This is a genomic window from Spongiactinospora rosea (assembly GCF_003315795.1).
Lineage (GTDB): Bacteria > Actinomycetota > Actinomycetes > Streptosporangiales > Streptosporangiaceae > Spongiactinospora > Spongiactinospora rosea.
The window spans coordinates 237,059-262,692 of record NZ_QMEY01000005.1 but is presented as its reverse complement, the minus strand read 5'-3'; the positions used below and the strand labels follow the sequence as shown (position 1 = coordinate 262,692).

General features: G+C 73.1%; 21 protein-coding genes. 10 read left to right on the top strand and 11 right to left on the bottom strand.

Translation table 11 applies throughout. The features are described from left to right. Window position 1: 1 nt before the first annotated feature. The 5 genes from DP939_RS15395 to DP939_RS15375 all read right to left on the bottom strand — a co-directional run bounded on the left by DP939_RS15395 (window position 2) and on the right by DP939_RS15375 (window position 10,081). Entirely contained in the window at window positions 2-502 is a 501-nt protein-coding gene (locus DP939_RS15395) for an anthrone oxygenase family protein (protein ID WP_113981373.1), read from the bottom strand. Window positions 503-623: 121 nt separating this feature from the next. Then, entirely contained in the window at window positions 624-3,020 is a 2,397-nt protein-coding gene (locus tag DP939_RS15390) for an FAD-dependent oxidoreductase (protein WP_113981372.1), read from the bottom strand. After that, window positions 2,993-4,183 (bottom strand): lipase family alpha/beta hydrolase, encoded by a 1,191-nt coding sequence (locus DP939_RS15385; RefSeq protein ID WP_113981371.1) that lies wholly within the window; start codon window positions 4,181-4,183, stop codon window positions 2,993-2,995. Before DP939_RS15385 ends, DP939_RS15390 begins: the two co-directional genes overlap by 28 nt. Window positions 4,184-4,515: 332 nt before the next feature. Beyond that, on the bottom strand, window positions 4,516-6,852 hold the full coding sequence (locus tag DP939_RS15380; protein WP_113981533.1) for a M20/M25/M40 family metallo-hydrolase: 2,337 nt from the start codon (window positions 6,850-6,852) through the stop codon (window positions 4,516-4,518). 373 nt (window positions 6,853-7,225) lie between these two features. Continuing rightward, window positions 7,226-10,081: an ATP-binding protein gene (locus DP939_RS15375; protein WP_113981370.1), complete on the bottom strand. Its 2,856-nt coding sequence runs from the start codon at window positions 10,079-10,081 to the stop codon at window positions 7,226-7,228. Between the two features lie 154 nt (window positions 10,082-10,235). On the opposite strand from DP939_RS15375, the gene DP939_RS15370 reads away from it, so the two are divergent. Beyond that, window positions 10,236-11,222 (top strand): sulfotransferase family protein, encoded by a 987-nt coding sequence (locus DP939_RS15370; RefSeq protein ID WP_113981369.1) that lies wholly within the window; start codon window positions 10,236-10,238, stop codon window positions 11,220-11,222. A gap of 31 nt (window positions 11,223-11,253) precedes the next feature. Here DP939_RS15370 and DP939_RS15365 read toward each other — a convergent pair whose 3' ends face one another. Both DP939_RS15365 and DP939_RS15360 read right to left on the bottom strand, forming a co-directional pair. Beyond that, window positions 11,254-12,165, bottom strand: coding sequence for a glycoside hydrolase family protein (locus DP939_RS15365; protein ID WP_225878263.1), 912 nt, complete (start codon window positions 12,163-12,165; stop codon window positions 11,254-11,256). A gap of 157 nt (window positions 12,166-12,322) precedes the next feature. Continuing rightward, window positions 12,323-13,684, bottom strand: coding sequence for a lanthionine synthetase LanC family protein (locus DP939_RS15360; protein ID WP_113981368.1), 1,362 nt, complete (start codon window positions 13,682-13,684; stop codon window positions 12,323-12,325). A gap of 231 nt (window positions 13,685-13,915) precedes the next feature. On the opposite strand from DP939_RS15360, the gene DP939_RS15355 reads away from it, so the two are divergent. From DP939_RS15355 to DP939_RS15335, 5 genes are read left to right on the top strand one after another with little or no spacing between them, the layout of a single operon-like run. Then, window positions 13,916-15,481, top strand: coding sequence for an NAD(P)-binding domain-containing protein (locus DP939_RS15355; protein WP_113981367.1), 1,566 nt, complete (start codon window positions 13,916-13,918; stop codon window positions 15,479-15,481). After that, window positions 15,478-16,593, top strand: a complete 1,116-nt coding sequence (locus DP939_RS15350; protein ID WP_113981366.1) for an alpha-hydroxy acid oxidase — start codon at window positions 15,478-15,480, stop codon at window positions 16,591-16,593. The genes DP939_RS15355 and DP939_RS15350 overlap by 4 nt, the downstream gene beginning before the upstream one ends. After that, window positions 16,590-17,267: a sulfotransferase family protein gene (locus DP939_RS15345; RefSeq protein ID WP_113981531.1), complete on the top strand. Its 678-nt coding sequence runs from the start codon at window positions 16,590-16,592 to the stop codon at window positions 17,265-17,267. The genes DP939_RS15350 and DP939_RS15345 overlap by 4 nt, the downstream gene beginning before the upstream one ends. Then, on the top strand, window positions 17,264-18,643 hold the full coding sequence (locus DP939_RS15340) for a cytochrome P450 (RefSeq protein ID WP_113981365.1): 1,380 nt from the start codon (window positions 17,264-17,266) through the stop codon (window positions 18,641-18,643). Before DP939_RS15345 ends, DP939_RS15340 begins: the two co-directional genes overlap by 4 nt. 38 nt (window positions 18,644-18,681) lie before the next feature. Next, a complete protein-coding gene (locus tag DP939_RS15335; RefSeq protein ID WP_113981364.1) occupies window positions 18,682-19,200 on the top strand; it encodes a DUF2087 domain-containing protein in 519 nt (172 codons plus the stop codon). Between the two features lie 12 nt (window positions 19,201-19,212). On the opposite strand, the gene DP939_RS15330 is transcribed toward DP939_RS15335, so the two are convergent. Then, window positions 19,213-19,878 (bottom strand): GntR family transcriptional regulator, encoded by a 666-nt coding sequence (locus DP939_RS15330; protein ID WP_113981363.1) that lies wholly within the window; start codon window positions 19,876-19,878, stop codon window positions 19,213-19,215. Between the two features lie 239 nt (window positions 19,879-20,117). Here DP939_RS15330 and DP939_RS15325 point away from each other — a divergent pair, with 239 nt between their 5' ends. Next, entirely contained in the window at window positions 20,118-21,332 is a 1,215-nt protein-coding gene (locus tag DP939_RS15325) for a CaiB/BaiF CoA transferase family protein (protein ID WP_404828587.1), read from the top strand. Further along, window positions 21,329-22,501 (top strand): acyl-CoA dehydrogenase family protein, encoded by a 1,173-nt coding sequence (locus tag DP939_RS15320; RefSeq protein WP_113981361.1) that lies wholly within the window; start codon window positions 21,329-21,331, stop codon window positions 22,499-22,501. The genes DP939_RS15325 and DP939_RS15320 overlap by 4 nt, the downstream gene beginning before the upstream one ends. Window positions 22,502-22,553: 52 nt before the next feature. On the opposite strand, the gene DP939_RS15315 is transcribed toward DP939_RS15320, so the two are convergent. After that, window positions 22,554-22,952, bottom strand: coding sequence for a PPOX class F420-dependent oxidoreductase (locus DP939_RS15315; RefSeq protein WP_113981360.1), 399 nt, complete (start codon window positions 22,950-22,952; stop codon window positions 22,554-22,556). Between the two features lie 110 nt (window positions 22,953-23,062). Between DP939_RS15315 and DP939_RS15310 the strand changes: the two genes are divergently transcribed. Further along, complete coding sequence (locus DP939_RS15310; protein WP_113981359.1) at window positions 23,063-23,629, top strand: protein kinase family protein; 567 nt, start codon at window positions 23,063-23,065, stop codon at window positions 23,627-23,629. Here the strand turns inward: DP939_RS15310 and DP939_RS15305 are convergent. Beyond that, window positions 23,613-23,873 (bottom strand): hypothetical protein, encoded by a 261-nt coding sequence (locus DP939_RS15305; RefSeq protein ID WP_113981358.1) that lies wholly within the window; start codon window positions 23,871-23,873, stop codon window positions 23,613-23,615. The two genes, DP939_RS15310 and DP939_RS15305, sit on opposite strands and share 17 nt — an antisense overlap. Before the next feature lie 137 nt (window positions 23,874-24,010). On the opposite strand from DP939_RS15305, the gene DP939_RS15300 reads away from it, so the two are divergent. Next, entirely contained in the window at window positions 24,011-24,298 is a 288-nt protein-coding gene (locus DP939_RS15300; protein ID WP_113981357.1) for a HesB/IscA family protein, read from the top strand. Between the two features lie 11 nt (window positions 24,299-24,309). Here DP939_RS15300 and DP939_RS15295 read toward each other — a convergent pair whose 3' ends face one another. Next, on the bottom strand, window positions 24,310-25,593 hold the full coding sequence (locus tag DP939_RS15295; protein ID WP_113981356.1) for an MFS transporter: 1,284 nt from the start codon (window positions 25,591-25,593) through the stop codon (window positions 24,310-24,312). Between the last annotated feature and the right edge of the window lie 41 nt (window positions 25,594-25,634).

Here is a 25,634-nt window from a genome sequence, read left to right as displayed (position 1 = left end):
GCTAGACGGCCGTGCCCCACAGGTAGAGGCCGAGCCCGGCCAGGACCAGGGAGGCCACGCTGAACACCGTCCTGATCGTGTTCCATCGCGTCCAGCGGGGCGAGTAGCCCGCCCACAGGGTGGCGGCCGGGCCGGCGTCGTCCGGCACGGTGGCCCGCTCCAGCGCCTCGTTCATGGGGACGTTGATCACGACGGTCGGCAGGAACGTTCCGAACGCGTACACCGCCGCCGCGGCGAAGAAGGCGAACGCCGCCTCGCTGCGGCCCAGCGCGAGCAGCAGACCGCCGGTCGCCGCCGCCAGCACCGGCGCGCCCATGAAGGGGCCCAGGAAGAGCGGGTTGAGGATCTTGCGGTTGACGCTCCGCATCGCCCTGGCCGCCTCCCGCGCGTCGATCGCGTCGAGCGCGCGCATGACGGACACCGAGAAGGCGTAGAAGACCCCCGCCACCGCGCCGACGGCCACCAACGTGAGGTATGCCAGCAATGTTGTGAGTATCGCCATTTCGGCCTCCTACCGGGTACTTTCGCCTCCCGGCGAAGGTACCGGGAAAACCGGGGGCCGCCGCACAGTCGGCCCCCGGTTTCGGGATACGTCCCTCCGGGACGGACCCGGCATCCCCCCGTCAGCCGGGGCCGTACACGTCCCAGAGGTTGCCCGCGAAGAATCTGGCGAAGCGATCCAGCGCGGCCCTCCCGTCGGGACCCTCGGTACGGAACGAGGTGAGCTGGCGGATGAAGTCCCCCAGCTCGATGTGGAGCGTGCCCGCGCCGGCGACCGGCGCGGTGTCGTCGTGCCCGTCGGGAACGTGCCCTTCGAGCAGCCGGAAGTACATCGTGGTGGTGGCCGGCCATATGTCGGTCGGCGGCCCGTGGAAGACGTTCTTCCAGCCGGTGAGGGTGCGGGGCCGGTCCATGCCGTCGGTGAAGTGCAGCCGGTAGCGCATCAGCCGCCGGTCGGGAGCACCACCGGGCGCGAACAGATTGAACCAGCCCCGCTCGACCAGACGCCGGCCCCCGCAAGCGGCAGCGTCTATCCATCCCTCGGCCCTGGCCAGATGGTCCTGGTCGGCCAGGAAGCGATCCACGTCGTCCACCGTGATCGTGAGCCGGAAGGCGAAGCGGTCGCCGGGCACGCCCGGGTTGCGCACGCCCTCGCGGTAGAAGCCCTTCATCTCCTCCGTGAACGACAGCGACGTGCGACCGTCCAGGCTCGCGCGGCCCGCACTGCCGCCCGAGCCCGACAGGTCGCACGTCGCGCCGTCCCCGCCCCCGCCCGCCGGGCCGGCGCTCAACGGCGCCCGCCCGCTCCCCCGCGGCACGCCCGCATCCCCCGTTTCGAGCAGGCGTGTGCACATGCGGTCCGAAAGGGCCGCGATGGTCAGCGAAGGGTTGGGGCCCACCGGCCCCGGCATCGCCGAGCCATCGGCGATGTAGAGGCCGGGAAACCCGAATACCTCACCATAGGAGTCACAGACGCCCTCCCCCGCGTGCCGTCCCATGGGCGCGCCGCCCACCGGATGCACGGTGATGACGCGCTTGCGGAACCACGTCGGGTTGTCGGCGTACTCCGCGCCCAGCACGTCGGCGATCCGCTGCATGGTCTTGCGCACCCGCTCGAAGTACGCCTCGCTGGTGCGGGTGGTCCAGGCGGTCTCCAGACGCTCGCCGTTGAGCCGCAGCATGCCGTCGGGCACGTCGCGGCCCATGCCGAGCAGCGGCAGCGAACTCACCGACAGCGCGCCCGCGCCGACCAGCTCCGACAGCTCCGCCGACAGGTTGGTGTCGGGGGCCATGTCGAAGAAGGCCCGGAACCGCTCGTACAGGAACCGGACCGCGCGGGCCACGGCGGCGGAGCTGTCGGCCCCCTCCAGCATCCAGTCCACGAAGCCGGGGTAGCCGCCGTCCTCGATGTAGGCGCCGCGGCCGGAGCCGGGCACCCCGTCGAGGTCGTCGGGCAGCCGGATGGTGCTGGTGATGACCGGGCCCTTGCTGGCGTCCAGCGGCCGGACCCGGCCCCGGTCGGTGGCCCGCAGCAGGAACGTGAGCAGGTCGCCGTTGCCGCAGAAGCGGCTGCCGAGCGCGTCGCTCAGCCCGGGGAACGCCTCCCGCGCGCGCAGCAGGAGGAACGCGGTGCCGTAGGTGCCCGCGGCCAGGACGAGCCGGTCGCAGCTCATCGTGGTGACCGGGCGCTCCCGGCGGGACCGCCGCGCCCCCTCCGGCTCGTCGGGGTCGTGGACCAGGTAGTCCACCTCGTAGCCGCCGCCCGCCCTGGGCCGGATCGCCCGGACCTCGTGAAGGACCCGCAGGTCGGCCCCGTGGTGGGCGGCGGCGGCCAGGTAGGTGTGGTCGAGGGTGTTCTTGGCGCCGTCGTTGCACCCGATGTTGCACTCGCCGCACAGCCGGCACGTCCGGCGCGGGGCGTCGTGCAGGCTCGGGTACGGGCCCGGCTCGATCGGCAGGCCGATGCCCGGCTCCGCGCCCGGCGCGGGCGCGAAGCTGACCGCCAGCGGCGCGAGCCGCCAGGACAGCCCCAGCTCGGCCGCGGCGTCCTGCATGGCGTGGGTCTTCTCGGTGCCCGCATAGGCGGGCCGGTCCAGCGGGTACGGTGTAGCGCCCAGCATGCGCTCCACCACGTCGTAGTGCGGGTCGAGGTCGGCGCGGGTGACCGGCCAGTGCTCGTACCCGCCCCCGGGCAGCGGCTCGTCGCGTACGAACCACGTCTCGTCCTTGCGCAGCAGCACGTTGGCGTAGATCAGCGAGCCGCCGCCGAGGCCGCTGGCCACCACCGAGTCGAAGCCGCGAAAGCCCCAGACGTCGAACATGCCGTAGAGGTTCTCGCCCGGGTCCCAGAAGGCGCGGCTCATCTCCGATGGGCTGCGGGCGAAGGTGCCCGGGGGGTAGCTCCGCCCGCGCTCCAGCACGACCACCGACCGGCCGGCCGCCGCCAGCCGGTAGGCGGCCACCGATCCGCCGAAGCCGGAGCCGACCACGATCACGTCCGCATGCTCGCCGGCTGCCATGGTTCGCTCACCCCCGCCTGGCGCTTGATGAAGTCGATCATGCGAGGGAACACGTCGATGTGGGCGTTCTTGCCGATGATCGGGTCGATGTGCCCGTAGCCGGGCAGGATCTGCAGTTCGTGGCGGCCGGGCGCGGCCTTGTCCAGGATGCGGTGGCAGGCGATGTTGGAGTCGGCGAACACGTTGTTGCGGTCGCCGGTGAGCAGCAGGATCGGCGTGCCGATCTCGGCGGCCCGCTCCAGGTAGTCCTCGGGCAGGCCGACGTGCCTGGGGTCGTCGAGGTCGCACTTCACCGCGCGACCGGCCCGCACCATCTTGTTGACGTGCCGGTAGTACTGCACGCCGGTCGCGCCGTTGAGGTCGGCGAGCCGTTCGTGCGTGTGCGTCTCACGAGCCAGGTTGCGGTGCACGTACATGGCCGGCCGGCCGCTGCCCCACATGAAGCTCTGCATGTGGCAGGCGGGCTCCCGGCACTCCGGGTGGAAGGCCGAGACCGCCTTGGCCAGCAGCCACCTGCGGCTGAACGGCGGGGCGTCGGAGAAGCGCGGGTCGATGTACGGCAGGCCGAGCAGGTACTCGAAGGCGGTCGCGCCGAACGACAGCTTGACCTTCGACCAGGCGGGCACCCGCGGGGTGAGCGCCACGCTGTTGCACACCAGGCTCGCGATCCCGTCCACCGCCCCGCCGAACAGGCTCATGGAGAACGACAGCGAGCCCAGGCAGTGCGCGATCACGTGGATCCGCCGCTCCCCCACATGGCGGCGGATCTCCGCGAGCGCGGGCGGGTAGTCGTAGTGCGCGATGTCATCGAGGGTGGATCCGCGTGTCTCGATGTCGTACGGAAAGTGGCTGCTCATCCTGAAGTCGAGCGTCCAGACATCGGCGAACCCGTTGCGGTGCAGGAACGTCACCAGGTTGGTGATCTCCGGCATCACGAAGATGTCGCTGGACGAGGTCAGCCCGTGCAGCAGCAGAACGACGTCGCCGTCGGCCCGCCCGTCCACCTCGTCGCCTCCCCCGGCGCCGTGACCCCCGTCACCGCCGTGGTCGTGCCGGAACCTGGTGAGCTTCAGCCCCAGGTCGTCCTCTGTGGCGAAGGGGTGCACGGTGACCTCAGCGTCCGGTACCCCGTCGAGTGTGAAGCGTGGGATTCGGTGCTCCATTTCCCCGTCCCTCCCGAAACTTCCCGTCCCACGATGTCAAGCCGCACCGGGGGTACGGCATCGTGGAAAACCCGTACATTAGAAACTCGGGAAGACGAAAAAGTTCGGCAACGACGCGGAATCGCATCGGCGGAACGGTCAAATGCTCACCTATGGACGTCCTGCGGACATCCTGGAGCCGCCACGCCCAGCATGAGCCCCGGCGGGCCCCCCGTCCAGAGCCACATGCCGGAAAAGCATCGCCGTTCTTCCCAGGGGGCGGCACGGCCGCCCTCCGCCGGAACGCGATGGCCGCGACGACGCTGTCGTCGCGGCCGATGGGAGCGGGGCGGTCAGAAGGTGTAGGTACGGGTGACCGCGGTGAGGTCGCCGTCTTCGCGGGTGGCGGTCACCAGCGCCGGAGGGCGGGGCTGGAAGCCCGGCACGGTGGTGAGGCCGTCGGTTTCGCCGATGGCGGTGAGTTGGACCGGGCCGGTGCCCGGGACCCGCACGGTGAGCCGGGCGCCGCGGGGCGGGATGCCGCGGAAGCGGATCTCGGCGGGCCAGGTGGCGGTACGCCTGCCGGTCACCACCACGGCGGCCGAGCCGAACCCGGTGGCGGACGCGGTGACCTCGGTGATCGGGCGGTCCAGCCGGAGCGTCACGGAACGGGCGCCCTTCCCCGCGCTCACGTACAGGGTGAGCGTGTCGCCACGGCGGTCGAGCAGGCTGACGCGCGGCCCCTGGGCGGTGATCGCGGGGGCGGGACCGGTCCACAGGGTGCCGCGCGCGTAGCCCGCGGGCAGCCCCGAGGTGTCGTGGCCGGAGACGTATCGGCGGGTCCATTCGGCGGGGTCGGCGTCGGCGCTGACCCAGTGCGCGGTGCGGGTGGCGGCGTCCATGACGTACGCCAGGTGCGTGCGCCCCGGATGATCGGCGTCGAACCGGTCCGCCGCCAGGCCCGTGCCGGTCAGGACGAGCGCGAGGACGGCGGCGGCCCCGGGGACGATCGCCCCGCGCCTGGCGCGGACGCCGGGGTCGGCCGCGAACAGCTCGACGGCCGGGAGCACGGTCAGCCCGAACAGCGCGAGCACCAGCGCGCTCGCCCCGCCGAGCGCCAGGCCCATCCCGTCGAAGACGTTGCGGGCCAGCGACGGCAGCAGCATGGCGGCCACGGCGGGCCCGGCCGTCGCGGCCACCACTCGCGCCCAGGCGGGCCCGCGGAGCAGGACGGCCGCCGCCGCGCCGAGCGCGCACACCAGCGCCGGGAGGCTGAGCAGGTAGGCCGCCCCCGGAACGAACCAGGCGCACACCACCCCCAGCCCGGCGGGCCAGAGCAGCGCCCCCGCCACCATCGCGGCGGGGCCCAGCCTGCGGCGCAGCGAGAGGTACCAGCCGAGCACCGCCGCCGCGGTCAGGCACGCCACCGCCGCCTGGAACGGCAGCGGGCGGTGCAGCAGGCCGCCCATCATGTCGTACGCGGGCCGCCGGCCCACCAGGAGCATCCAGAGGCCCTGTGCCAGGGCGGCGGACACCACCAGCGGGACGAGGGCCGAGACGGCGGCGACGGCCAGCCGGGGCAGGCTCAGCGACCGCCTGACCCTGCACAGCGCCACCAGGCCCGCGACCGCGAGCAGCGAAAGGATCGCCAGCGGCAGCACCGCCCCGCCGGGATAGGCGATCACGAAGCCGAGGGCCCGGAAGTAGGTGAGGTCGCGGCCGCCGTCCGGTGTCCCGGCGTGCTGCGCGGCCAGGGGCCGCAGGTCGGCTCCGCCGAGGGAGCGGGTCAGCGCGAGCATGTTGGCGCCGTGGTGTTGCAGGCTGCCGCGGTCCAGGTTGGCGATGGAGTCGGCGGCGGTGTGGTAGTGCGAGGAGCGCTGGATGTAGGCGAAGTTGAGGCCGCTGAAGCCGGCCGCGGTCAGCGGGGTGAAGTCGGTGTTGTTGGGCAGCAGCCGGTAGATCGCGGCCATGGAGGAGTCGCCGCGCGGGGCCGGGACGGCGTCCAGGAACGCCTGCACGAGCCCGGCGTTGTTCTTGGAGGTCTCGAACATCAGGGACGGCCCGCTGACGCCTCGGGCCTCCCAGTTCAGCAGCACCCCTCCGGCCCGGCCGAGCGGGTGCAGGCGGGCGAACGCCTCCGCGCCGAGCACGCCGTCCTCCTCGCCGTCCGTCATGAGGAGCACGATGTCGTTGCGCAGGGCGGCGCCACCGGCGCGGAGCGCGCGGACCGTCTCGACCATCGCGGCCACCGCCGCGCCGTCGTCGGAGGCGCCCGGCCCCATGGACGCCGAGTCGTAGTGGGCGGCCAGGACCACCGTACCGGTCGGGTCGGTGCCCGGCAGCCGCGCGACGATGTTGTCGACCTGGCCGAACGACGCCAGCCCGGCCGCCGGAGCGGCCCCGACGGCCCGCTGTACCTCGACCTCCAGGCCCGCCGCCCGCAGTTGAGCGGTCAGGTAGTCTCTGGCCCGGTCGCTCGCCGGGCCGCCCAGCGGGCGCGGCCGGTCGGCGAACCTCCGCAGGTGGACCAGCGCCCGCTCGGCGCTGAACTCTCCGGCGGGCGCCGAGGCGGGCAGGGGTTGCATGGTGCTGTCGGCCATCGCGGCCAACATGATCACCGCAGCCAGGGTGACGAGCGCCGCCAGCCCCGCGAGCCCCCTCCTCGGAATATCGAACATCTTCGCGGTCATGAACGGCAACGCTAGATCGGGCCCCCGAGCCACGGTATGGGGTACATCTCCAGCTTCACCTGTGGTTTTCCACACCCCCTTGGCGGACTTTCCGCAATGTAGGACTCCAGGTTCTCCACATTCCGCGGAACGTCCACCGTGTTGGTATTTGTCCGGTTTGCTGGAGTTCTTCCAGGAAGTGTCCGGTTGGGGAGAGGAATCTTAAGTTTGGGTCTGGCGCGGGTCCGAAACGCGAGTTACGTTCATTTGGCTGCGGCCGTCACCCCCCGTAAGAAGCCGGCGAAAAGGCCGCGTGGCCTGGGCGTACGGCTTCCGCCCGGCCGCGCGGCTCCGGCGGCGGCTCCGCCGCGCCCATCGACAGGAGCGCCCGGGGTCATGCCCGCCGGTTGAGCACGGTCACCACGCCGACCCTGGAGCTCACGCCCAGCTTGGTGAACACCCGCGACAGATGCGTCTCGACCGTGCGGACACTGAGGTAGAGCTTCTCGGCGATCTGCTGGTTGGTCTGCCCCTGGGCGACGAGTTCGGCGATCTCCATCTCGCGCGGCGACAGCCCGAGGTCGGTGTTGCGCCCGGAGGGCCGCGCGGCGGCGCCCACCCGGACGCCGTGCCGGCGTTGTTCGCGGAGCGCCTGGGCGTGCAGGTTGCGCGCGCCGCAGTCGGCGAAGACCTCGGCGGCCGAACGCAGCCGTGCGAGGGCGGACTTGCGCTCGCCCGCCTCGCCGTGCGCCATGCCCGCGACGAGCAGCGCGCGGCCCGCGTCGATCCGGCGTTCGGTGCCGAGCAGCGCGGCGGCCTCATCGGCGAGCACGGCCGCCGCCGCGGGGTCGCCCGGGCGCACGGCGTGCGCCTGGGCCAGCCTGGCCAGCCCCGCGAACGTGGGCAGCTCCGGCCGCGCCAGGTTGGCCGCCCGCTCGGCCCACACCGCGGCCTCATCGGCCCTGCCGTCCCCGGCCATCGCCTGCGCCAGGGTCTCACAGCACCAAAGGAGCGTGCCGCGGTCCAGGCGCGGGGACCTGAACCGGTCGCACGCGTCCAGCGTGACCGCGGCCCCCTCCTCGACCCGGCCCGCGTTGATCAGGGCCAGGCCCCTGGCGTGCGCGGCCATCGCCCCCCACACCTCGCCGCCGCCGACCCCGGCGCTCATCGCCTCGTCGGCCGCGCGCAGCGCCTCATCGTCCTCGCCCGACCAGGACGCCGCCAGGCACTGCTGGGTGAGCGCGAAGACGAGCTGCTGCCCCGAGCCGAGCAGGCGGGCGTCCTCGACCGACTCCTCGGCGGTCGTGCGCGCCTCGGCCAGGCGGCCCACCATGGCGAGGGTCCTGGCCTGCCCGGCGAGCAGGTTGGTCAGGATGTACGCCTGCCCGGTGGCGCGGGCGATGGCGGCGGCGCGGTCGAAGTGGCGCAGCGCCCCGGCGTAGCGGCCCATGCTCCACTGCGTCCAGCACAGCCAGGCGACGGCGTCGAGCCATTCGGCCAGGTGCTCGTCGGGGGCGATCTCCAGCCGGCTCTCGGCGATCTCGATGTACTTGACGGCCTCGGCGATGCGCCCGGCCGCGTACGCGGGCATCGGCCGCATCGCGGCCACGCCGGTGGCCAGGCCGGGCTCCCACTCGTCGGCGGCGTCGGGCATCAGGTCCAGTACCGCCTGGGCGGCGCGGAAGTCGACCCGCATCAGGCTCTCGGCCACCAGGCGCATCCGCAGCGGCACGGCCTCGGCCGCCTGCGGGTTGGGCATCTGGCGCAGCTCGTCCAGCAGCAGCGCGCGCGCCTCGTGCGGCCGGTCGAGCTGGCGTTCCATCAGCGCGCACAGGCGGGCCGCGCGGGCCCTTCTGGCGTAGTCGTCGGCCGGGAGCAGCCGGAGCAGTTCGCGGGCGGTGTCGCGGCCCTCGGCCAGGCGCCCGCTGACGCTCTGCACGTGGGCCAGTTCGAGTAGCAGCTCCAGCCGTTCGGGGGTCTCGGGCAGCAGCCGCAGCGCGGCCTGTAACCAGTGCGCGGCCGTCAGCGGGGCACGGGCCGCCACCGTGCGGGCCGCCTCCACGAGGGTGTCCACCGCCCGCCGGTCGCCGAACGTGCCCGAGCGCTGTACGTGGTGGGCCCTGGCGACGGCGGGCGCGCCCAGGGCGGCGAGGTGGTCGGCCAGCCGCGCGTGGGCGGCGTAGCGCCAGCCGGGGGCGGCCGAGGCGTAGGCGGCGCTGCGCACCAGCGGGTGGCGGAAGCGGAACCCGGCCGCGTCGGCGGGGCGGGCCACGTCGCGGGCGACCATCTCGTTGAGCGCCCGCAGGACGTCCGGCTCGGGCATCTCCGCGGCCACCGCCACCAGGGCGGGCTCGAACTCGTCCGCGGTCACCGCGGCGGCCTGGGCGACCCGCAGCGCGGCCGGGGCCAGCCCGCTCAGCTCGACGTCCAGGACGGCGCCCGCGGCGAGCGGCAGCTCTGCCTTGCCGTCCTCGACCGCGGCCGGGCCGCCGCTCAGCCGGGCCAGCGTGTCCAGGTAGAACGGGTTGCCCCCGCTGGCCTCGTAGAGCCGCCTGCGCGCCGGCAGGCTCATCTCGGGCCCGAGCAGTTCGTCGGTCTGCTCCCGCGACAGCGGGCCGATGTCGACGCGCTCGCCCTGCCCGGCGACCGCGGCCAGCCGGGGCGCCGCCTGCGCGGGCCGGAACGCCACGGCCAGCAGCACGCCGCCGCGCGGCGGGTGGCGCACCAGGTGGTCCAGCAGCTCGACGGTGGTGGCGTCGGCCCAGTGCACGTCGTCCAGGATCAGGGCCAGGCCCTCGGGCCCGGCCAGCTCCTCCAGCAGCAGCCGGACCGCGCGGTAGAGCCGGTAGCGCCCGAGGCCGCTCAGGTCGTCGGCCATCCGCTGCCCGCGGCCGCCGGGCACGGCGTCGGCGAACGCCGGCAGCGCGGCCGCCAGGAGGTCCAGCTGGGTGGCGGGCAGCCGCTCGGCCAGCGTGGCGGCCAGGGGCTCCAGGTGGTCGTCCAGGGCGTCGATGAGCGCGCTGAGCGGGTACTCCTGCTCGAACTCCGAGGCCCGCCCGGCGAGGGTGGCGAGGCCGCGCCGCCTGGCGAGGTCGGCGAGCACGCCGAGCAGGCGGCTCTTGCCCACGCCGGGGTCGCCCACCACCGCCACGAAGCGGAACCCGCCTTCGGACGTCTCCTCCACGACGCGCGCCAGGGTGCGCAGCGCGTCATCCCGCCCGACCAGGGCGGCACCGACGCGAGGCTGCATGGGGGGCGTCCTTTCCGTGGGCGCGTGTACCGCGGCCGACGCTTCATCATCGCGCGTCTTAGGGGTTTTCGTCAGCCCATTGCTCAGCGGTGGCGAGCGGGTATATTTGCTCCTTATTAAGTAGGTTTTACGGGTTATCCTGCAAGGACGGCCGATGCCTCTGCCCGATTTCCTCATCGCCGGCGCCCCCAAGGCCGGCACGACGGCGCTGCACTCCGCTCTGGCGAGGCACCCGTCGCTGCACATGTCCGCGGTCAAGGAACCGAAGTACTTCCTCACCGACGGCCCGCCCCCGAGCCGGGGCGGCCCCGGCGACGCCCGCACCTACCGCGAGCACGTCTGGCGAAGTCAGGACTACCTGGCCCTGTTCGAGGGCGCCCCGCCGGGCGCGCTGACCGGCGAGTCCACGCCGTTCTACCTCTACGACCGCGAGGCCCAGCGCCGTATCCACGCCGCGATCCCGCACGCCCGGCTGATCGTGGTGCTGCGCGACCCGGTGGAGCGGGCCCACTCCAACTGGACCCACCTGTGGTCGGCGGGCCTCGAACCGCTGGGCGACGTGGTGCGCGCCTGCGCCAGGGAGCCGCAGCGGATCGCCGCGGGCTGGGCCCCGTTCTGGCACTACCTCTCCCTGGGCAAGTACGGCGAGCAGCTGCGCGACCTGTACACGCTGTTCCCCCGCGAGCAGGTCCACGTGTTCCGCTACCGCGACCTGGTGGACACCCCCGCCGCCACCCTCGACCGGATCTGCGCCTTCCTGGGCGTGGAGCCGGGGATCATCGCCGAGGTGCCCCGCGAGAACGTCACCGCCCACCCCGAGGCCACCTTGTCCCACCGGCTGCTGTCGGGGTCGCTGCGCGCGTGGTCGGCGCTGCCCGGGCAGCTCGGCGGAAGGCTGGCCGAGTCGCTGGAGGGGCGGCTCCAGCAGCGGGCGCGCGCCCGCCGCCCGCTCACCTGGGATCAGCGCCGCGCGCTGATCCCGTTCTTCGCCGCGGACATCGAACTCCTCCAGCAGGTCACCGGCGAGGACTTCGGGGACTGGCTGCGGCCGCGCGAGCGGTCCGGCGGGCTGGTGGGCGTACGGCCGCAGGGCCAGCGTCAGGCCCGCAACGGCCGGCCGCGCGACGCGGAACCCGGCTGAGCGGCGGGCGCCCCGGCGGGCTCGGCGGCCTTCAGTGCAGTTCGGTGCGCAACTCGTGCGCCCCGTCCGCGCGCGCGTACTCGTAGTACAGCCGCCGGTGCCCGTCGGGCAGGTCGACGACGTCGAGGTAGCGCAGGCCGCCCGCGCCGTGCGGGGAGACGGCGGCCGGGCCGGACTCCAGCGGGACGAGCGCGGCCGGGTCGGTGCCGACGGCCAGGCCGGTGCGCTCCTCGTAGTTCTCCGCGGCGGTGGCCCGGCCGTCGTAGGCCGCGATCAGGGCGTCGTCCGCGAAGGTGACCGCGGTGACCCGCGCGCCGCGCGCGTCCCACTCGCCGCGGACGCCGGTCAGGGCGGTGCCGTGCCAGGTCCACTCCAGCCCGTCCGCGCTGGTGGCGTAGTCGGTGACCATGCGGTCGGTCTCGTGCGGGTCGGTGAGCGGGTGGCAGGAGGCCCACAGGTGCCAGACGCCGCCCCGCCGTACGATCACCGGGTCCTTCACGCCGGTCTTGGCGTCGCCGGGCAGCACGACGCGGCGGGTGCGCGGGTCGAAGCCCGCCGGGTCGGCGGCCTCCAGCATCTCCACGCGCCAGTGCTTGGTGCCGTGCGTGGCGCAGCTCAGGTAGATCCGCCAGCCGCCGCCGGGCAGGCGGACCAGCGCGGGCCGTTCCAGGGACTCGGCGTCCATCTCCTCGCTGGGGATGGTGAGCAGGGTCTCGAAACGCACGCCGTCTCGCGACCTGGCGATGGCCACGGCGTGGCCGCGCCCGTGGCCGACGGGCCGGCGCAGCCGGTAGGCCAGGTGGATCAGGCCGTCGCTCGCGACCGCGCTGGCGGCCCCGGCCCAGTATCCGGGCTCTGGCCGCTCGGGCTCGATCGCCGCGACCGAGCGGCGCGGATCCGGAACCATGGCGAGGACCCTCGGGTCGTTCTCTCCGATCAACACGGCCCCGACGATAGACGGGGCCAGGTGTTCGCTCATGCGGGATGCACCAATCATGGTCTCGGCGTCGACCGGCCTTGGGCCACATACCCTACTTTAAAAGTGGGTTGGATCGGAAATTGACCCGCCGTGTCAGGACGCCCCCGCCGAAGCGCGCGGCTCAGGCGCGGGTGGCGGGCAGCGCGATGGCCGGGAACGGGTTGTCCGGCAGCAGCACCAGCCGCGGCGTCTCGCCCGTGGAACCGGCGGCGTGCAGGTGGAGCAGCGCCGAGCCGATCCCCGCCGCGCCGACCATGTAGCCGGTGTCGGCGGTGACCTCCCAGGGCCGCAGCCGCCGGTACGCCTGGTACCAGCGGTAGCCGACGCCGTCGTGGCCGGTGGCCGCGTCGATCAGGTGCTCGGCCACGTCGCGGGCGAACGCGAGGTACGGTTCGCGCCCGGTCGCGGTCCACAGCCCGGCGAACAGCTCCAGCAGCCCCGCCGCGCCGCAGCACTGGCAGGTGACGTTCCAATAGCCGGGCGACTGACGGTAGGGCGCGCCGCTCTGCACGATGCCCCCGGCCAGCCGTTCGACCCAGTCGAGGTCGCCCTGGTCGCCGGTGACGCGGTACAGCTCGTAGAACATCCGCGCCACGCCCGCCGAGCCCGAGCAGAAGCCCAGGTAGTGCAAGGTGCGCCCGTGCGGGACGTGGTGCGGCACGAGTGCGAAGCGCCCCGACACGGTGCTCACCGCGCGGACGAACTCCGCGCCCCTGCGGGCCGCCTGGAGGAACTTGGCCTGCCCGGTCACGCCGTACATGCGGGCCATCAGAAAGGCGGTGCCCGCGGTGCCGGACAGGAAGCCGGGGGTGACCGCGTCGGCCGGGAGCCCCGCGCAGCCCTCCTCGCCGAACCGGTGGCCGGGCACGACCAGGTCGGCGATCCGGGCGGCCGCCTCCACGGCGACCTCTTCGTACCGGGGCACGCCGTGGATGCCCGACGCGTGCAGCAGGGCGAGCACGATGCCGCCGTCGCCGCTCTGGGCGGGATCGCCGGTCCAGCCGAGGCCGCCGCGGAAGGAGCGGGCCCCGGCCACGATGCGGTCGGCCGCCGCCCGCGCGGCGTCCTCGAACGACTCGTCGCCCGTCACCCAGCCGGCCTCGGCCAAGGCGAAGGCGATGCCCGCCAGGCCGTGGTAGAGGGTCAGGTCGTGGCCGGAGGCGGCGGCGCGCTCGGTGGCGAGCGCCGCCAAGCCCCTGGCGCCCGCCCGGGCGTCGTCGAGGTAGGACTCATCGCCCGTGGCCGCCGCCAGCTCCAGGAGGAAGAGCACGATGCCGGCCGCCCCGGCGTACAGCGAGTGCGAGGGGCCCGCCGCGGCGGACCGGCCGCCCGGGTCGGGGTTGGCCCGCCAGGAGAGCACCCGCTGCTCGGCGGCGTGGCGGGAGGGCTCCTCCACCGCCGCGGAGCGGATCCATCGCCCGGCGAGCACGGCGGCCTCGAGCGGGGTGCTCCCGCGCGGCCACGTCGGCCCGTCCGCAGTCATGTCCCCTCCCGCCGCCGAATACCTACTTACAATGTAGGTAATACATGGTTTGACGTCAACGCCTACGGAGAACCGCGTACGCGTCCACCTTACGCCCGGCGCACACCCGGCCGGGGCGTCACTCCGCCATGCCCTGGATCGTTATCATCCCGGTGAATCCAGAGCGTCTCCTCTCCCGTATTACACCTGCGCACAGGATCGGTCATATGGGTCTATAACGGGAGACCGCCCATGGATGTGGACTACCTGGTGATCGGAGCGGGACCGGCCGGGCTGCAACTCGGCTACTTCCTGGGGAAGGCAGGGCGCGAATACGTCATCTTGGAGGCCGGCGCGACCCCGGGCACGTTCTACCGGACCTACCCCCGCCACCGCCGGATGATCTCCATAAACAAGCCGCACACCGGCTGGAGCGACCCGGAACTGGCCCTGCGCATGGACTGGAACTCCCTGCTCAGCGACGACCCGGAACTCCTCTTCACCCGCTACACCGAACGCTACTTCCCCGACGCGGGCGACTACGTCCGCTACCTCATCGACTTCGCCAAGGCCCACCGGCTCCCGGTCGTCCACGACTGCCCGGTGGAGCGGATCGAGCGCGAGGACGGAGGCTTCGCCGTCCACGCCTCGGGCGGCCGGGTCTTCCGCGCCAGGCGCGTGGTGGTGGCCACCGGCTTCGGCCGGTCGTACCTGCCGCCCATCCCGGGCATCGAGACCGCCGAGTCGTACACGGACGTCTCCATCGACCCCGAGGACTTCACCGACCAGCGGGTGCTGATCATCGGCAAGGGCAACTCCGCCTTCGAGACCGCCGACAACCTGGTGGAGAAGGCCGCCCTGATCCACCTGGCCGGCCCGGAGTCGATCAAGTTCGCCTGGCGCACGCACTTCATCGGCCACCTGCGCGCGGTCAACAACAACTTCCTGGACACCTACCAGCTCAAGACCCAGAACATGGTCTTGGACGCGACGATCCAGGACATCGAGCGGCGCGACGGCGAATACCTCGTCACCATGGCGTACTCGCGCAGGGACAAGGTCGTCCGCCTTGCCTACGACCGGGTGATCGCCTGCACCGGCTTCGCCATGGACGGCTCCATCTTCGGCCCGACCTGCCGCCCGGAGACCGCGATCCACGGCAGGTTCCCCGCGCTCACCCACGAGTGGGAGTCGGTGAACGTCCCCGGGCTCTACTTCGCCGGGACGCTCACCCAGGTCCGCGACTTCAAGAAGTACACCAGCGCGTTCATCCACGGGTTCAGGCACGGCGTCCTCGCGCTGACCCGCGTACTGGAGCAGAAGTACGAGGGCGTCCCCTGGCCCGCCGCGCGGCTGCCCGCCGAGGCCGGCGCGGTGACCGACGCCGTGCTCGCCCGGCTCAACCGCTCCTCCGCGCTGTGGAGCCAGTACACCTTCCTGTGCGACCTGATCGTCCCCGGGCCGGACGGAACGGTGAGCTACCTGGAGGAGGTGCCGGTGGACTACGCGCGGGCCAGGGGCGACCGGTCCTGCTTCGCGGTCACCCTGGAGTACGGGGCGGGCCATGACGCGATCGACCCCTTCGACGTGGCCGTGGGCCGCGCCTGGGAGGCCGATCCCGCCCACGAGGACCGGTACATGCACCCGGTCATCCGCCACTACCGCAACGGCGAGCAGGTCGCCGCCCTGCACCTGGCCGAGGACATCTACAACGACTGGACCAGCGAGGACGAGCACCGCGCCCCGCTGCGGTCCTTCCTCGACCACTTCCTGGTCAAGGCGACGGCCTGCCGCCCGGCCAAGGCGGCGCGGGCATGACGGCTCCGAGCCTGCCGCACGGGGCGCCGGTCAACGTCCGCGAGTTCGAGCTGGCCGCCCGCCTGGTGCTCGATCCGGTGCACGCCGACTACGTGCGCGGCGGCGCCCAGGACGAGGTGACCGTCCGCGCCAACGAGTCGGCCTTCGCCGGGCTGTGCCTGGTCCCCCGGGTGCTGCGGGGCGCGGGCGAGCCCGTGCTGCGCACGACCCTGCTCGGGCACGAGGCGTCGATGCCGGTGCTGATCGCGCCCACCGCCTTCCACCGGCTGGTCCACCCCGACGCCGAACGCGCCACGGCCAGGGCCGCCGCCGCCGAGGGCGTCATCATGATCGCGGCGATGCTGTCCACGGTGGCGATCGAGGACGTCGCCGCCGAGGCCCGCAAGGCCGCCACGGACCCCTGCCTGTGGTTCCAGCTCTACCCGCAGCCCGACCTGGGGTTCACCCGGGCCATCGTGCAGCGGGCCGAGGCCGCCGGGTGCCGCGCGCTCGTCGTCACCGCCGACTCCCCCGCCCTGGGCCGCGCCGAGCGCAACGACCGCAACGACTTCCACGACCTGCCGCCGGGCCTGCGCTGCGAGAACCTGCGCGAGCTGCGCGGCGGGGAGCCGGGGTCGGTCCGCCAGGTGGTACTCTCCCCGGAGATCTCCTGGCGGCACGTCGAGTGGCTGCGCGAGACGACGGACCTGCCGATCCTGGTCAAGGGCGTGCTGCATCCCGCCGACGCCGCCCTGGCGGCCGATCTCGGCGTGGACGGGATCGTGGTGTCCAACCACGGCGGGCGGCAGCTCGACACCACGCCGCCGACCATCGCGCAGTTGCCGCGGATCGCCGAGGCGGTGGCAGGGCGGGTGCCGCTGCTGCTGGACGGCGGAGTACGGCGGGGCACCGATGTGATCAAGGCCCTCGCGCTGGGCGCGGCGGCCGTGGGGATCGGCCGCCCGATCATGTGGGGCCTGGCCGTGGGCGGCGAGGACGGCGTGGGCGCGGTCCTTTCGATGCTGCGGCGGGAACTGGCCAACGCGCTCGCCCTGTGCGGCTGCGCCGCCCCCTCGGAGGTGCCCCGCGACCTGGTGATGAACGGCACGGCGAAGGAAGGGTGCGCGCGGTGAAGGTGATCGGGGCGGGAATCGGCCGGACGGGGACGCTGTCGCTGAAGGCCGCGCTGGAACACCTGGGCTATGCCCCCTGCTTCCACGGCAGGCACGTCCTGGACCACCCGGAGCGGCTGGCCGCCTGGCAGGCCGCCGCCGACGGCGAGCGGGTGGACCTGCCCGCGCTGTTCGACGGATACGCCGCCAGCGTGGACTGGCCGGGCGCGGCGTTCTGGCGCGAACTGGTGGCGGCCTACCCGGAGGCGAAGGTCATCCTGACCGTCCGCGACTCACAGAGCTGGTATGACAGCGTGGCCAAGACGATCTACCCGATGTTCGGCAGCTCGGCCGACCCCCGGGCGGCCGAGGCGCTGCGCGTGGTGCCCGGCCTGGACGTCATGACCGACTTCACCCGGCGGCTGATCTGGGACGGGCCGTTCTTCGGCGGCCGGTTCGAGGACCGCGACCACGCGATCGCCGTCTTCGAGGAGCACAACGCGGCGGTTCGCCGCGAGGTGCCCGCCGAGCGGCTGCTGGTGATCGAGCCGGGGTCGGGGTGGGAGCCGTTGTGCTCCTTCCTGGGCGTCGAGCCGCCGGACGAGCCGTATCCGCACCTGAACGACCCCGGCCGGTTCTGGGGACGGGTCGCCGCGCGGATGGCCGAGTCGCAGGCGAAGGCGGCCGAGCGATGATCTTCCGGGCGGCCGCCGCCGCGGGGATTCTCAGCCTGCCGTACTGGCTGCCCAAGGCGGTGGTCGCGCTGCGCGTGCGGATCTTCACCGCGGTCAACGGGCGGCAGGGCGTGCCGATCCCGGGCGAGGAGGTGCCGGTGTCGCGGTTTCGCGAGGTGTACTCCAACCCGGCCGCGGACGGGCGCAGCCGGGGCGCGGCCCTGTCCGACCTGTTCTGGTACTGGCTCGCGCCCGGCTCCCACGTCCACCAGGAGCACCTGGAGCCGGGCGAGCGGTACGACGAGGTGGCGCGTACGACGCGCGCCATCATGGCCATGCCGACCACCGAGGCCGAGGAACTGGCGGCGCGCTGCACGGCTCGGGCGATCGAGCGGCTGCGCCGCCCCTCGGTCGTACGGCTGCGCGACCTGATGATGCCGGTCTGGGCGGAGTTCTTCTACGAGGTCGTGTTCGGCGAGCGCTGCCCGCCGGAGGCCCGCGAGCTGATCGTGGCGCACGCCGACGACGTGGTGACCTCGCTGAAGTGCTGCGGCCTGCGGCACATGCGCGTCCGCGACCGGCTGACCTGCTACCTGCTCGGCGCCCTGGACCGGGTGCCGCACCGGCTGCCGTCCAGGCTGACCCGCCGCGAGCAGGCGTACTACCTGCAGGGCGCGTTCTTCAACACCGGCGTCGTGCAGCAGGCGGAGGCCACCGCCCACCTGATGATGGTGCTGGCCGCCCACCCCGGCGTCCAGGCGGAGCTGGCCGACGCCGACGACCGGCGCTTCGACCACGTGATCGCCGAGACCATGCGGCTCTACCCGCTGTTCGGCGTCGCGCACCGGATCTCCTCGGCGGACATCGAGGTGGACGAGGCCACCACACTGCCCGCGGGCTCGGTGCTGTGCTTCAACTACCCCGAGTTCCACCGCATCGGCTACGCAGAGCCCGACCGGTTCGACCCGGACCGCTGGGAGACCCTGACGGCCAAGCACGCCAACCACATCCCGTTCGGGATGGCCGCCAACCGGCCGTGCCCGGCCTGGCACCTGGCCCCGGCCGCGCTCCGCGGCGCCGCCCGCGAGATGCTGCGCACGCTGTCCTTCCACACCTCGGCCCAGCACACCCGCTCGCTGCCCAACCGGGGGCCGTGCCTGGTGACGGTGCGCGGCGCCCGCCCCCGAGCCGGTGAGCTGACCTGGATGCGGATCAAGGACAGGTGGGAGGACGTCTGGCGCAGCCCGCTCCAGCTCGTGCTGGGCACCTACATGGTGCTCGACGCCCGGCACAAGGGGCTGTGCCGCCGGTACTTCGCCCGGACGGCCGGCCCAGCGAAGGGCGCGGTGAAGAGCCTCGCGGATATTGAGGCGACGGGGCGATGTCCGCGCCCCTAGGGTTGGACCGTGAGCCACGAGCCGTCCCCCCGCCCGGCATGACCGAGGCGGATGATGAGACCAGGCGCGTCCTCGGCCTGCTGTCCCAGCCCGACACCCTGCGGGTGCTGTCGGCGCTGGTGCTGACCGGGCGGGCCGCCGACGCCGGTCTGCCGCCCGCCGAGACCGGCCGGGCGCTGCGCCGCCTGGCGCGCGGCGGGCTGGCCGAGCCCGCCGGTGAGGGCTGGCGGGCCGTCCCCGAGCGGTTCGCCGGGCTGCTGCGCGCCGCCGCCGCGCCCGCCGCCCCCGCCGATCCGGAGGAGCGGGTGCTGCGCCACTTCCTGGTCGACGGCCGGCTGCGCGAGATCCCCGCGCGGCGGGAGAAGCGCCTGGTGGTGCTCCGGCACATCGTCACGCTCTTCGAGCCGGGCGTGCGCTACCCGGAAAAGGACGTCAACGTCGTGCTGCGCGCCTTCCACCACGACTTCGCCGCGCTGCGCCGCTACCTGATCGACGAGTGCCTGCTCAGCCGGGCCGACGACCACTACTGGCGCAGCGGCGGCCCGGTGGAGGTCTGAGGGCGGCCCCGCTCAGGAGTCGCGGCGGGCGAGGAACTCGCTGAACGCGCCGACGGTGCCGGTGCGGTGGTCGTCCAGCCGGCGTACCAGGGTGTCGGCGTCGCGGGCGCGCACCGCCTCGATGATGCCCCGGTGCTCGTGGTCCACGCGCTCGCGGTTGCTCTCCTGGCCGTAGTACAGCGAGCGGTAGACGTCGGTGGCGTCCCACAGGATGTTCAGGAACTTGCACAGCCTGGCCATGCCCGCCGCGTCGATCAGGGTGAAGTGGAAGCGCCGGTTGGCCGCGGCCATGGCGATGATCTCGCCGGACTTGGCGGCGGCGACCACGTCCTCGTGCGCCTCCTCCAGCCGCTCGATGTCCTCGTCGGTCATCTTGTCGATGGCCCGGCGGACGGCCTCCTCCTCCAGGATCTGGCGCAGCCGGTAGACCTCGAGGAAGTCTTCGAGGGCCAGCTCGGCCACCATGTATCCGCGCCGCGGCCGGTAGATCACCTGGCCTTCGCCCTCAAGGATCTTCAGGGCCTCGCGGAGCGGCACCCGGCTGACTCCGAGCTGCTCGGCCAGGGCGTCCTGCCTGATCGGGCTGCCGGGCGCGAGCCTGCCGGTGAGGATGGCCCGCCGCAGGTGGTCCAGCACGTACTGCTGGGTGGTCTGGGGTGGTCCTGACGTGAAGCTCATCGGGGTGCGTCTCCCCCTTCGGGTCAGGCGTGATCATACCCTGGGCGGTGGGCCGAGGAGACTATTGCGCTAGGATTTTGGATCCAATATAAATTCTAGCAGGCAGCGCCGGCTTGCCCGCCGCATAGCCGATGACCGAATCTCATTCTGGATGATCAGGGACGATCCGGGAGGTAGCCATCAGCCGACCATCCGACAACGGTGACCGTCCCGCGGAGGCGGCCCCGCCCCTCGCCGGAGTGCGGGTGGCCGACTTCTCCCGCGTGCTGGCCGGGCCGTACGCGACCATGCTGCTCGCCGAGCTGGGCGCCGACGTGGTCAAGGTCGAGCACCCCGTGCACGGCGACGAGACCCGCTCGTGGGGCCCGCCGGAGGCCGGCGGCGAGGCCGCCTACTACCTCGCAGTCAACCGCAACAAGCGGAACATCGCGCTGGACCTGAAGCACCCGGAGGGCCGCGCGGTCGCGCGGCGGCTGTGCGACCGGGCCGATGTGATCATCGAGAACTTCCGGCCCGGCGTGGCCGACCGGCTGGGCATCGGCTACGAGGCGGTGCGGCGGAGCAACCCCGGCGTCGTGTACTGCTCGATCACCGGGTTCGGCGGCGCGGACCGGCCCGGATTCGACGCCGTCGTCCAGGCCGAGAGCGGCCTGATGCACATCACCGGCGAGACCCCGACCAAGGTCGGCGTGGCCATCGCCGACGTGCTCGCCGGGCTGAACGCCGCCGTGGCCATCCTCGGGCCGCTGCACCGGCGGGCGCTGACCGGGACGGGCTGCCGGGTCGAGGTCTCCCTGCTGCAGTCGGCGCTTTCGGGGCTGGTCAACGTCGCGCAGAGCGCCCTGGTCACCGGCGAGGAGGCCGGGCGCTACGGCAACGCGCACCCCACCGTCGTGCCGTACCAGACCTTCGCGACCGCCGACGGGGAGATCACCGTCGCGGCCGGGAACGACGGCCTGTACCGCGCGCTGTGCCACGCCATCGGCCGCCCCGATCTGGCCGGGGATCCGCGCTTCTCCAGCAACCCCGGGCGGATCGTCAACCGCGACGCGCTCATCGCCGAACTGGAGGCCGTGTTCGGCACCCGCACCGCCGGGGAGTGGACCGGTGTGCTCACCGAGGCCGGGGTGCCGGTCGGCAAGATCCGCGGGGTGCTGGAGGCCATCCGCGCCGCGGACCAGCCTGCGACCGTCACCGTCGCCCACCCCACCGCGGGCCCGCTCGAACTCATGCGGACCGGATTCGCGGTCGGCGGGTACACGCCCAGAAGGGACCCGCCGCCGCTGCACGGCCAGCACACCAGGCCGCTGCTGGCCGAACTCGGCCTCACCGAGGCGGAGATCGGCCGCCTGGAACAGGCGGGGGTCGTCCGTCAGGCCCCCGATCCGCCCCCGCCGCCACCCCTGCCACACTCGACACCGTCCACCCCCTCCGCGCCCAAGGAGAGCCGATGAACACGCCCGATCCGCACGACTTCCTCGCCGTGGACCGCGACCTTTCCGAAGAGGAACGGGCGATCCGCGACACCGTCCGCGACTACTCGCGGACCGAGCTGCTGCCCCACGTCGCCGACTGGTTCGAGGAGGGCACCATCACCGACCCGCGCGGCGTCGCCAAGGGCTTCGGCGCGCTCGGGGTGTTCGGCATGCACCTGTCCGGCTACGGCTGCGCCGGCACCAACGCGGTCAGCTACGGCCTGGCCTGCCGGGAGCTTGAGGCGGTGGACAGCGGGCTGCGCAGCTTCGTCTCGGTGCAGGGGTCGCTGGCCATGACCGCCGTCCACCGCTACGGCAGCGAGGAGCAGCGCCAGGAGTGGCTGCCCCCGATGGCGGGCGGCGACGCCATCGGCTGCTTCGGGCTCACCGAGCCCGACTCGGGCAGCGACCCCGGCTCGATGCGGACCCGCGCCAGGCGGGACGGCTCGGACTGGGTGCTCAGCGGCACCAAGATGTGGATCACCAACGGGTCGGTCGCCGACGTGGCGGTCGTGTGGGCGGCCACCGAGGAGGGCATCCGCGGCTTCATCGTGCCGCGCGGCACCCCGGGCTTCTCCGCCAACGTGATCCACAAGAAGCTGTCGCTGCGCGCGTCGATCACCTCGGAGCTGGTCCTGGACGAGGTACGCCTGCCGGACGCGGCCCGGCTGCCCGCCGCCGAAGGGCTGCGCGCGCCGCTGTCGTGCCTCAGCGAGGCGCGGTACGGCATCGTGTGGGGCGCGGCGGGCGCGGCGCGGGCGTGCCTTGAGGCCACCCTGGACTACACGGGCAGCCGGGTGCAGTTCGGCCGGCCCATCAGCGGCTTCCAGCTCACCCAGCGCAAGCTCGCCGACATGCTGGTGGACGTCAACCAGTCGATGCTCACCGCGCTGCAGATCGGCCGCCTCAAGGACGCGGGGCAGGCCCACCACTCCCACATCAGCTTCGGGAAGATGGCGAACGTCCGCGCCGCCCAGCGGGTGGCCGCGCTCGCCCGGGGCCTGCACGGGGCCAACGGCGTCACGCTGGAGTACCCCGTCATGCGGCACATGCTGAACCTGGAGTCGGTCGCCACCTACGAGGGCACCGAGGAGGTCCACGCCCTCACCCTCGGCCAGGTGCTCACCGGCGTCCCGGCCTTCCGCTGAGGCCCGGCGGGGGCGTCCTGGTACGGCGGGCCGTGCCCGGACGCCCCGAAGGTCAGCCGCCGGGCTTGTAGAAGACCCGCTCGGGCCTGATCCGCACGTTGACCCGGCGGTCGCCCTCCGCCCTGGCGGGGTAGACGTCCACGCCGAGGTACTTCTTGGCGAGCAGGTCGAGCGTCTCCTCGGCGCCCTCCTCCTCCAGCACCGCCGTGGCGGACACGCTCAGCGCGTGGTAGGGGTCGTCCGGGTCGAGCACGCTGAGCGAGATCCGCGGGTCGTTGCGCAGATGACGCTCCTTGGCCCGGCCCACCAGCGTGCTGACGAGGATGTCGTCGCCGTCGAGGTAGGTCCACACGACGGTGCTGTGCAGCGAGCCGTCCGGCCGTATCGTCGTCAGCCAGCCGCACACGGGCCGGTCGATCAGCGCCTTCTCCGCGTCGCCGAGTTCGGCCACCGCTGCCTCCTTGCGATTCGGGGGTTCCTCGATCGGGGGGAAACATACCGGCGTGTGCATCCATTCCGCACTCTGCCCACGATCCAGGCCGTCGGTTAAGGTGGCGAACGATGGCCAAGCACACGATCACCGTGACCTGGGACGAGATCCCCGCCGACGCCGATCCGGACGCCCTGGTCGGCGGCGGGTTCCGCGGTTACCGCTGCGACTGCGGGCTGCCGCTGGACCGCCGGGTGAACGCCGAGCTGCACGCGATGGAGAACGACATGTGCTCCACGTGCCTGGGCGCCGCCGAGGAGGTGGTGGTGCCCGGCTTCGCGCGCCCCTGCACGGCGTGCGCGAGCACCGGCAGGCGCGGCCCGCAGCTCGTCTGGCAGGCCGCCTACGGCGAGGCCGAACAGGTGATCACGATCGGTCTGCTGCGCCGGGTGGTGCGCGGCCTGCCCGAGCCGTTCGCGCTGTCGCGGGCGGCCGACGAGGTACGGGCGCTGCTCGGCCTGCCCCCGGGCCGGCTGCCGGTCGGCCCGCGGGTGCGCGACCTGCTCCAGCGGCTCGCCGAGGACGGCGAGATCGCGCTGGCCTCGGCCCCCGACGAGTTGCTGCACGGCACGGAGGTCGTCCTGTACCGCGATCCGCTGTGGCGGCGGGTGCCGCCGCCGCTCAACGGGGCATCGTGAGCAGGCCGAGCGCCTCCTGCTCGCCGCGGCCCCTGATGACGTCGTTGATCGCCTCGGTCAGCTCCGGGCGCGTGTAGGGGCCCATCGGAAGTTCGTTGAGGTGGGCCAGGATGGCGGCGGGCACCCCAAGGTGCTCCGACGCCCTGCCGTACACCTCGCGGCGCGTCACCCGGTCGTGGTCGTGGAAGACCTCGTCGAGGACCCGCTGTAGTTCCTCCACCCCGGCGTGTCCCTGTTCGGTCATGTGATCCCCTCCGTAGGGCCGCGTACCCGGGAGGGCCCGCCCTATCCGCCCTCGCCCCCGGTTTTTGGCCGCCACTTGGGTTTGACCCCTGCCCGTGCGGAAAGCCGGACCGCAGGATCGGAGAGGAGGGGCATGCCGTGCTTGCACTGACCGACACGGCCGTGACCGCGATACGGGACCTGATGGTCGGCGAGGACCTGCCCGCGGACGCCGGGCTGCGCATCACCCTGAAATCGGGCGATGACGCCTCCCTGGAGCTGTCCCTGGCCAGCGCGCCCCGCCCGGGTGACCAGGTGATCGAGAAGTCGCGGGCCCGGGTCTTCCTCGACCCCGCGGCCGCCGAACTGCTGAGCGATCGTTCGCTGGACGCCGACGTGCCGCCCACCGGCCATCCCGTCTTCCGCCTCCCCCGAAGGTCCGGCTGAGATCAGGCCGCTCAGAGGTCGCGGTCGAGGGTCTCCGGAAGCGCCAGCACGCAGGCCAGGCTGAGCGCGGCCATCACGGCCACGTAGATGCCGATGCCGGTGGTGCCGAGGCCGCCCCGCTGCATGACGGTCGCGACCAGCGGCGGCACCGCCCCGCCGAGCACGCCGCCGAGGCTGTAGGAGACGGACGCGCCGCTGTAGCGGAACTCGGTACGGAACAGCTCCGGCAGGAACGCGCCCATCGGCCCGAACGCCAGGCCCATCAGCCCGAGCGCACCGGCCAGCGCCACCCCCACCAGGACCACAGAACGGGTCTCCATCAGCGGGAACATCACCAGCCCCCACACCACCGAGGCGCCCGCGGCGCAGATGAGCACCCGCCGCCGCCCCAGCCGGTCCGACAGCGCCGAGGAGACGATCGTCCCGGCGGCCATGAAGACCACGCCCAGCATGGTCAGCGCGAGCATCGTGGTGCGCGGGATGCCGAGCGTGCCGGTCGCGTACGACAGGCAGTAGGTGGTGGCGGTGTAGAAGAGCGTGTAGGAGATCACCATCGCGCCCGCGCCGAGCAGGACCCGCCGCCACTGGTGGCGGATCAGCCCGGCGAACGGCACGCGGGCGATCCTCCGCTCGTCCATCGCGGCCTGGAAGACGGGCGTCTCGGAGATCTTGAGCCGGACGTACAGGCCGATGAGGACCAGCAGCAGGCTGGCCACGAACGGCAGCCGCCAGCCCCACCCGGCGAACTCGCCATCGGTCAGCGTCGCGCCGAGGACGAGGAACAGGCCGTTGGCGGCGATGAACCCGATCGGCGGGCCGAGCTGCGGGAACATCGCGTACAGGCCGCGTTTGCCGGGCGGGGCGTGCTCGGTGGCCAGCAGCGCCGCGCCGCCCCACTCCCCGCCCAGCCCGACGCCCTGCAGGAAGCGCAGCAGCACCAGCAGGGTGGGCGCGGCCACGCCGATCGCCGCGTAGCCGGGCAGCAGGCCGATCGCCACCGTGGAAAGGCCCATCAGCAGCAGCGAGACGACCAGCATGGACTTGCGCCCGATCCGGTCGCCCCAGTGCCCGAAGATCGCCGAGCCGAGCGGCCGGGACAGGAAGGCCACCGCGAAGGTGGAGAACGCCGCCAGCGTGCCCGCCAGTGGGTCGAGCTGCGGGAAGAAGGCGGTGTTCAGCACCAGCGCGGCGGCCGTGCCGTAGATGTAGAAGTCGTAGAACTCGATCGCGGTGCCGATCAGGCCGGCCGCCGCGATCCTGGAACGGGCGGGCCGTCCGGCGAGGGGAGGGGTCATTCGCGTCTCACGAGATCCTGCTGGGTCTGGGGCTGTGAGCA

Excerpts from the sequence above, each read along its gene's own strand:
- DP939_RS15395 (WP_113981373.1), bottom strand. The coding sequence starts at position 502 with ATGGCGATACTCACAACATTGCTGGCATACCTCACGTTGGTGGCCGTC.
- DP939_RS15390 (WP_113981372.1), bottom strand. The coding sequence starts at position 3,020 with ATGGCAGCCGGCGAGCATGCGGACGTGATCGTGGTCGGCTCCGGCTTC.
- DP939_RS15385 (WP_113981371.1), bottom strand. The coding sequence starts at position 4,183 with ATGGAGCACCGAATCCCACGCTTCACACTCGACGGGGTACCGGACGCT.
- DP939_RS15380 (WP_113981533.1), bottom strand. The coding sequence starts at position 6,852 with ATGACCGCGAAGATGTTCGATATTCCGAGGAGGGGGCTCGCGGGGCTG.
- DP939_RS15375 (WP_113981370.1), bottom strand. The coding sequence starts at position 10,081 with ATGCAGCCTCGCGTCGGTGCCGCCCTGGTCGGGCGGGATGACGCGCTG.
- DP939_RS15370 (WP_113981369.1), top strand. The coding sequence starts at position 10,236 with ATGCCTCTGCCCGATTTCCTCATCGCCGGCGCCCCCAAGGCCGGCACG.
- DP939_RS15360 (WP_113981368.1), bottom strand. The coding sequence starts at position 13,684 with ATGACTGCGGACGGGCCGACGTGGCCGCGCGGGAGCACCCCGCTCGAG.
- DP939_RS15355 (WP_113981367.1), top strand. The coding sequence starts at position 13,916 with ATGGATGTGGACTACCTGGTGATCGGAGCGGGACCGGCCGGGCTGCAA.
- DP939_RS15350 (WP_113981366.1), top strand. The coding sequence starts at position 15,478 with ATGACGGCTCCGAGCCTGCCGCACGGGGCGCCGGTCAACGTCCGCGAG.
- DP939_RS15340 (WP_113981365.1), top strand. The coding sequence starts at position 17,264 with ATGATCTTCCGGGCGGCCGCCGCCGCGGGGATTCTCAGCCTGCCGTAC.
- DP939_RS15335 (WP_113981364.1), top strand. The coding sequence starts at position 18,682 with ATGACCGAGGCGGATGATGAGACCAGGCGCGTCCTCGGCCTGCTGTCC.
- DP939_RS15330 (WP_113981363.1), bottom strand. The coding sequence starts at position 19,878 with ATGAGCTTCACGTCAGGACCACCCCAGACCACCCAGCAGTACGTGCTG.
- DP939_RS15320 (WP_113981361.1), top strand. The coding sequence starts at position 21,329 with ATGAACACGCCCGATCCGCACGACTTCCTCGCCGTGGACCGCGACCTT.
- DP939_RS15310 (WP_113981359.1), top strand. The coding sequence starts at position 23,063 with ATGGCCAAGCACACGATCACCGTGACCTGGGACGAGATCCCCGCCGAC.
- DP939_RS15305 (WP_113981358.1), bottom strand. The coding sequence starts at position 23,873 with ATGACCGAACAGGGACACGCCGGGGTGGAGGAACTACAGCGGGTCCTC.
- DP939_RS15295 (WP_113981356.1), bottom strand. The coding sequence starts at position 25,593 with ATGACCCCTCCCCTCGCCGGACGGCCCGCCCGTTCCAGGATCGCGGCG.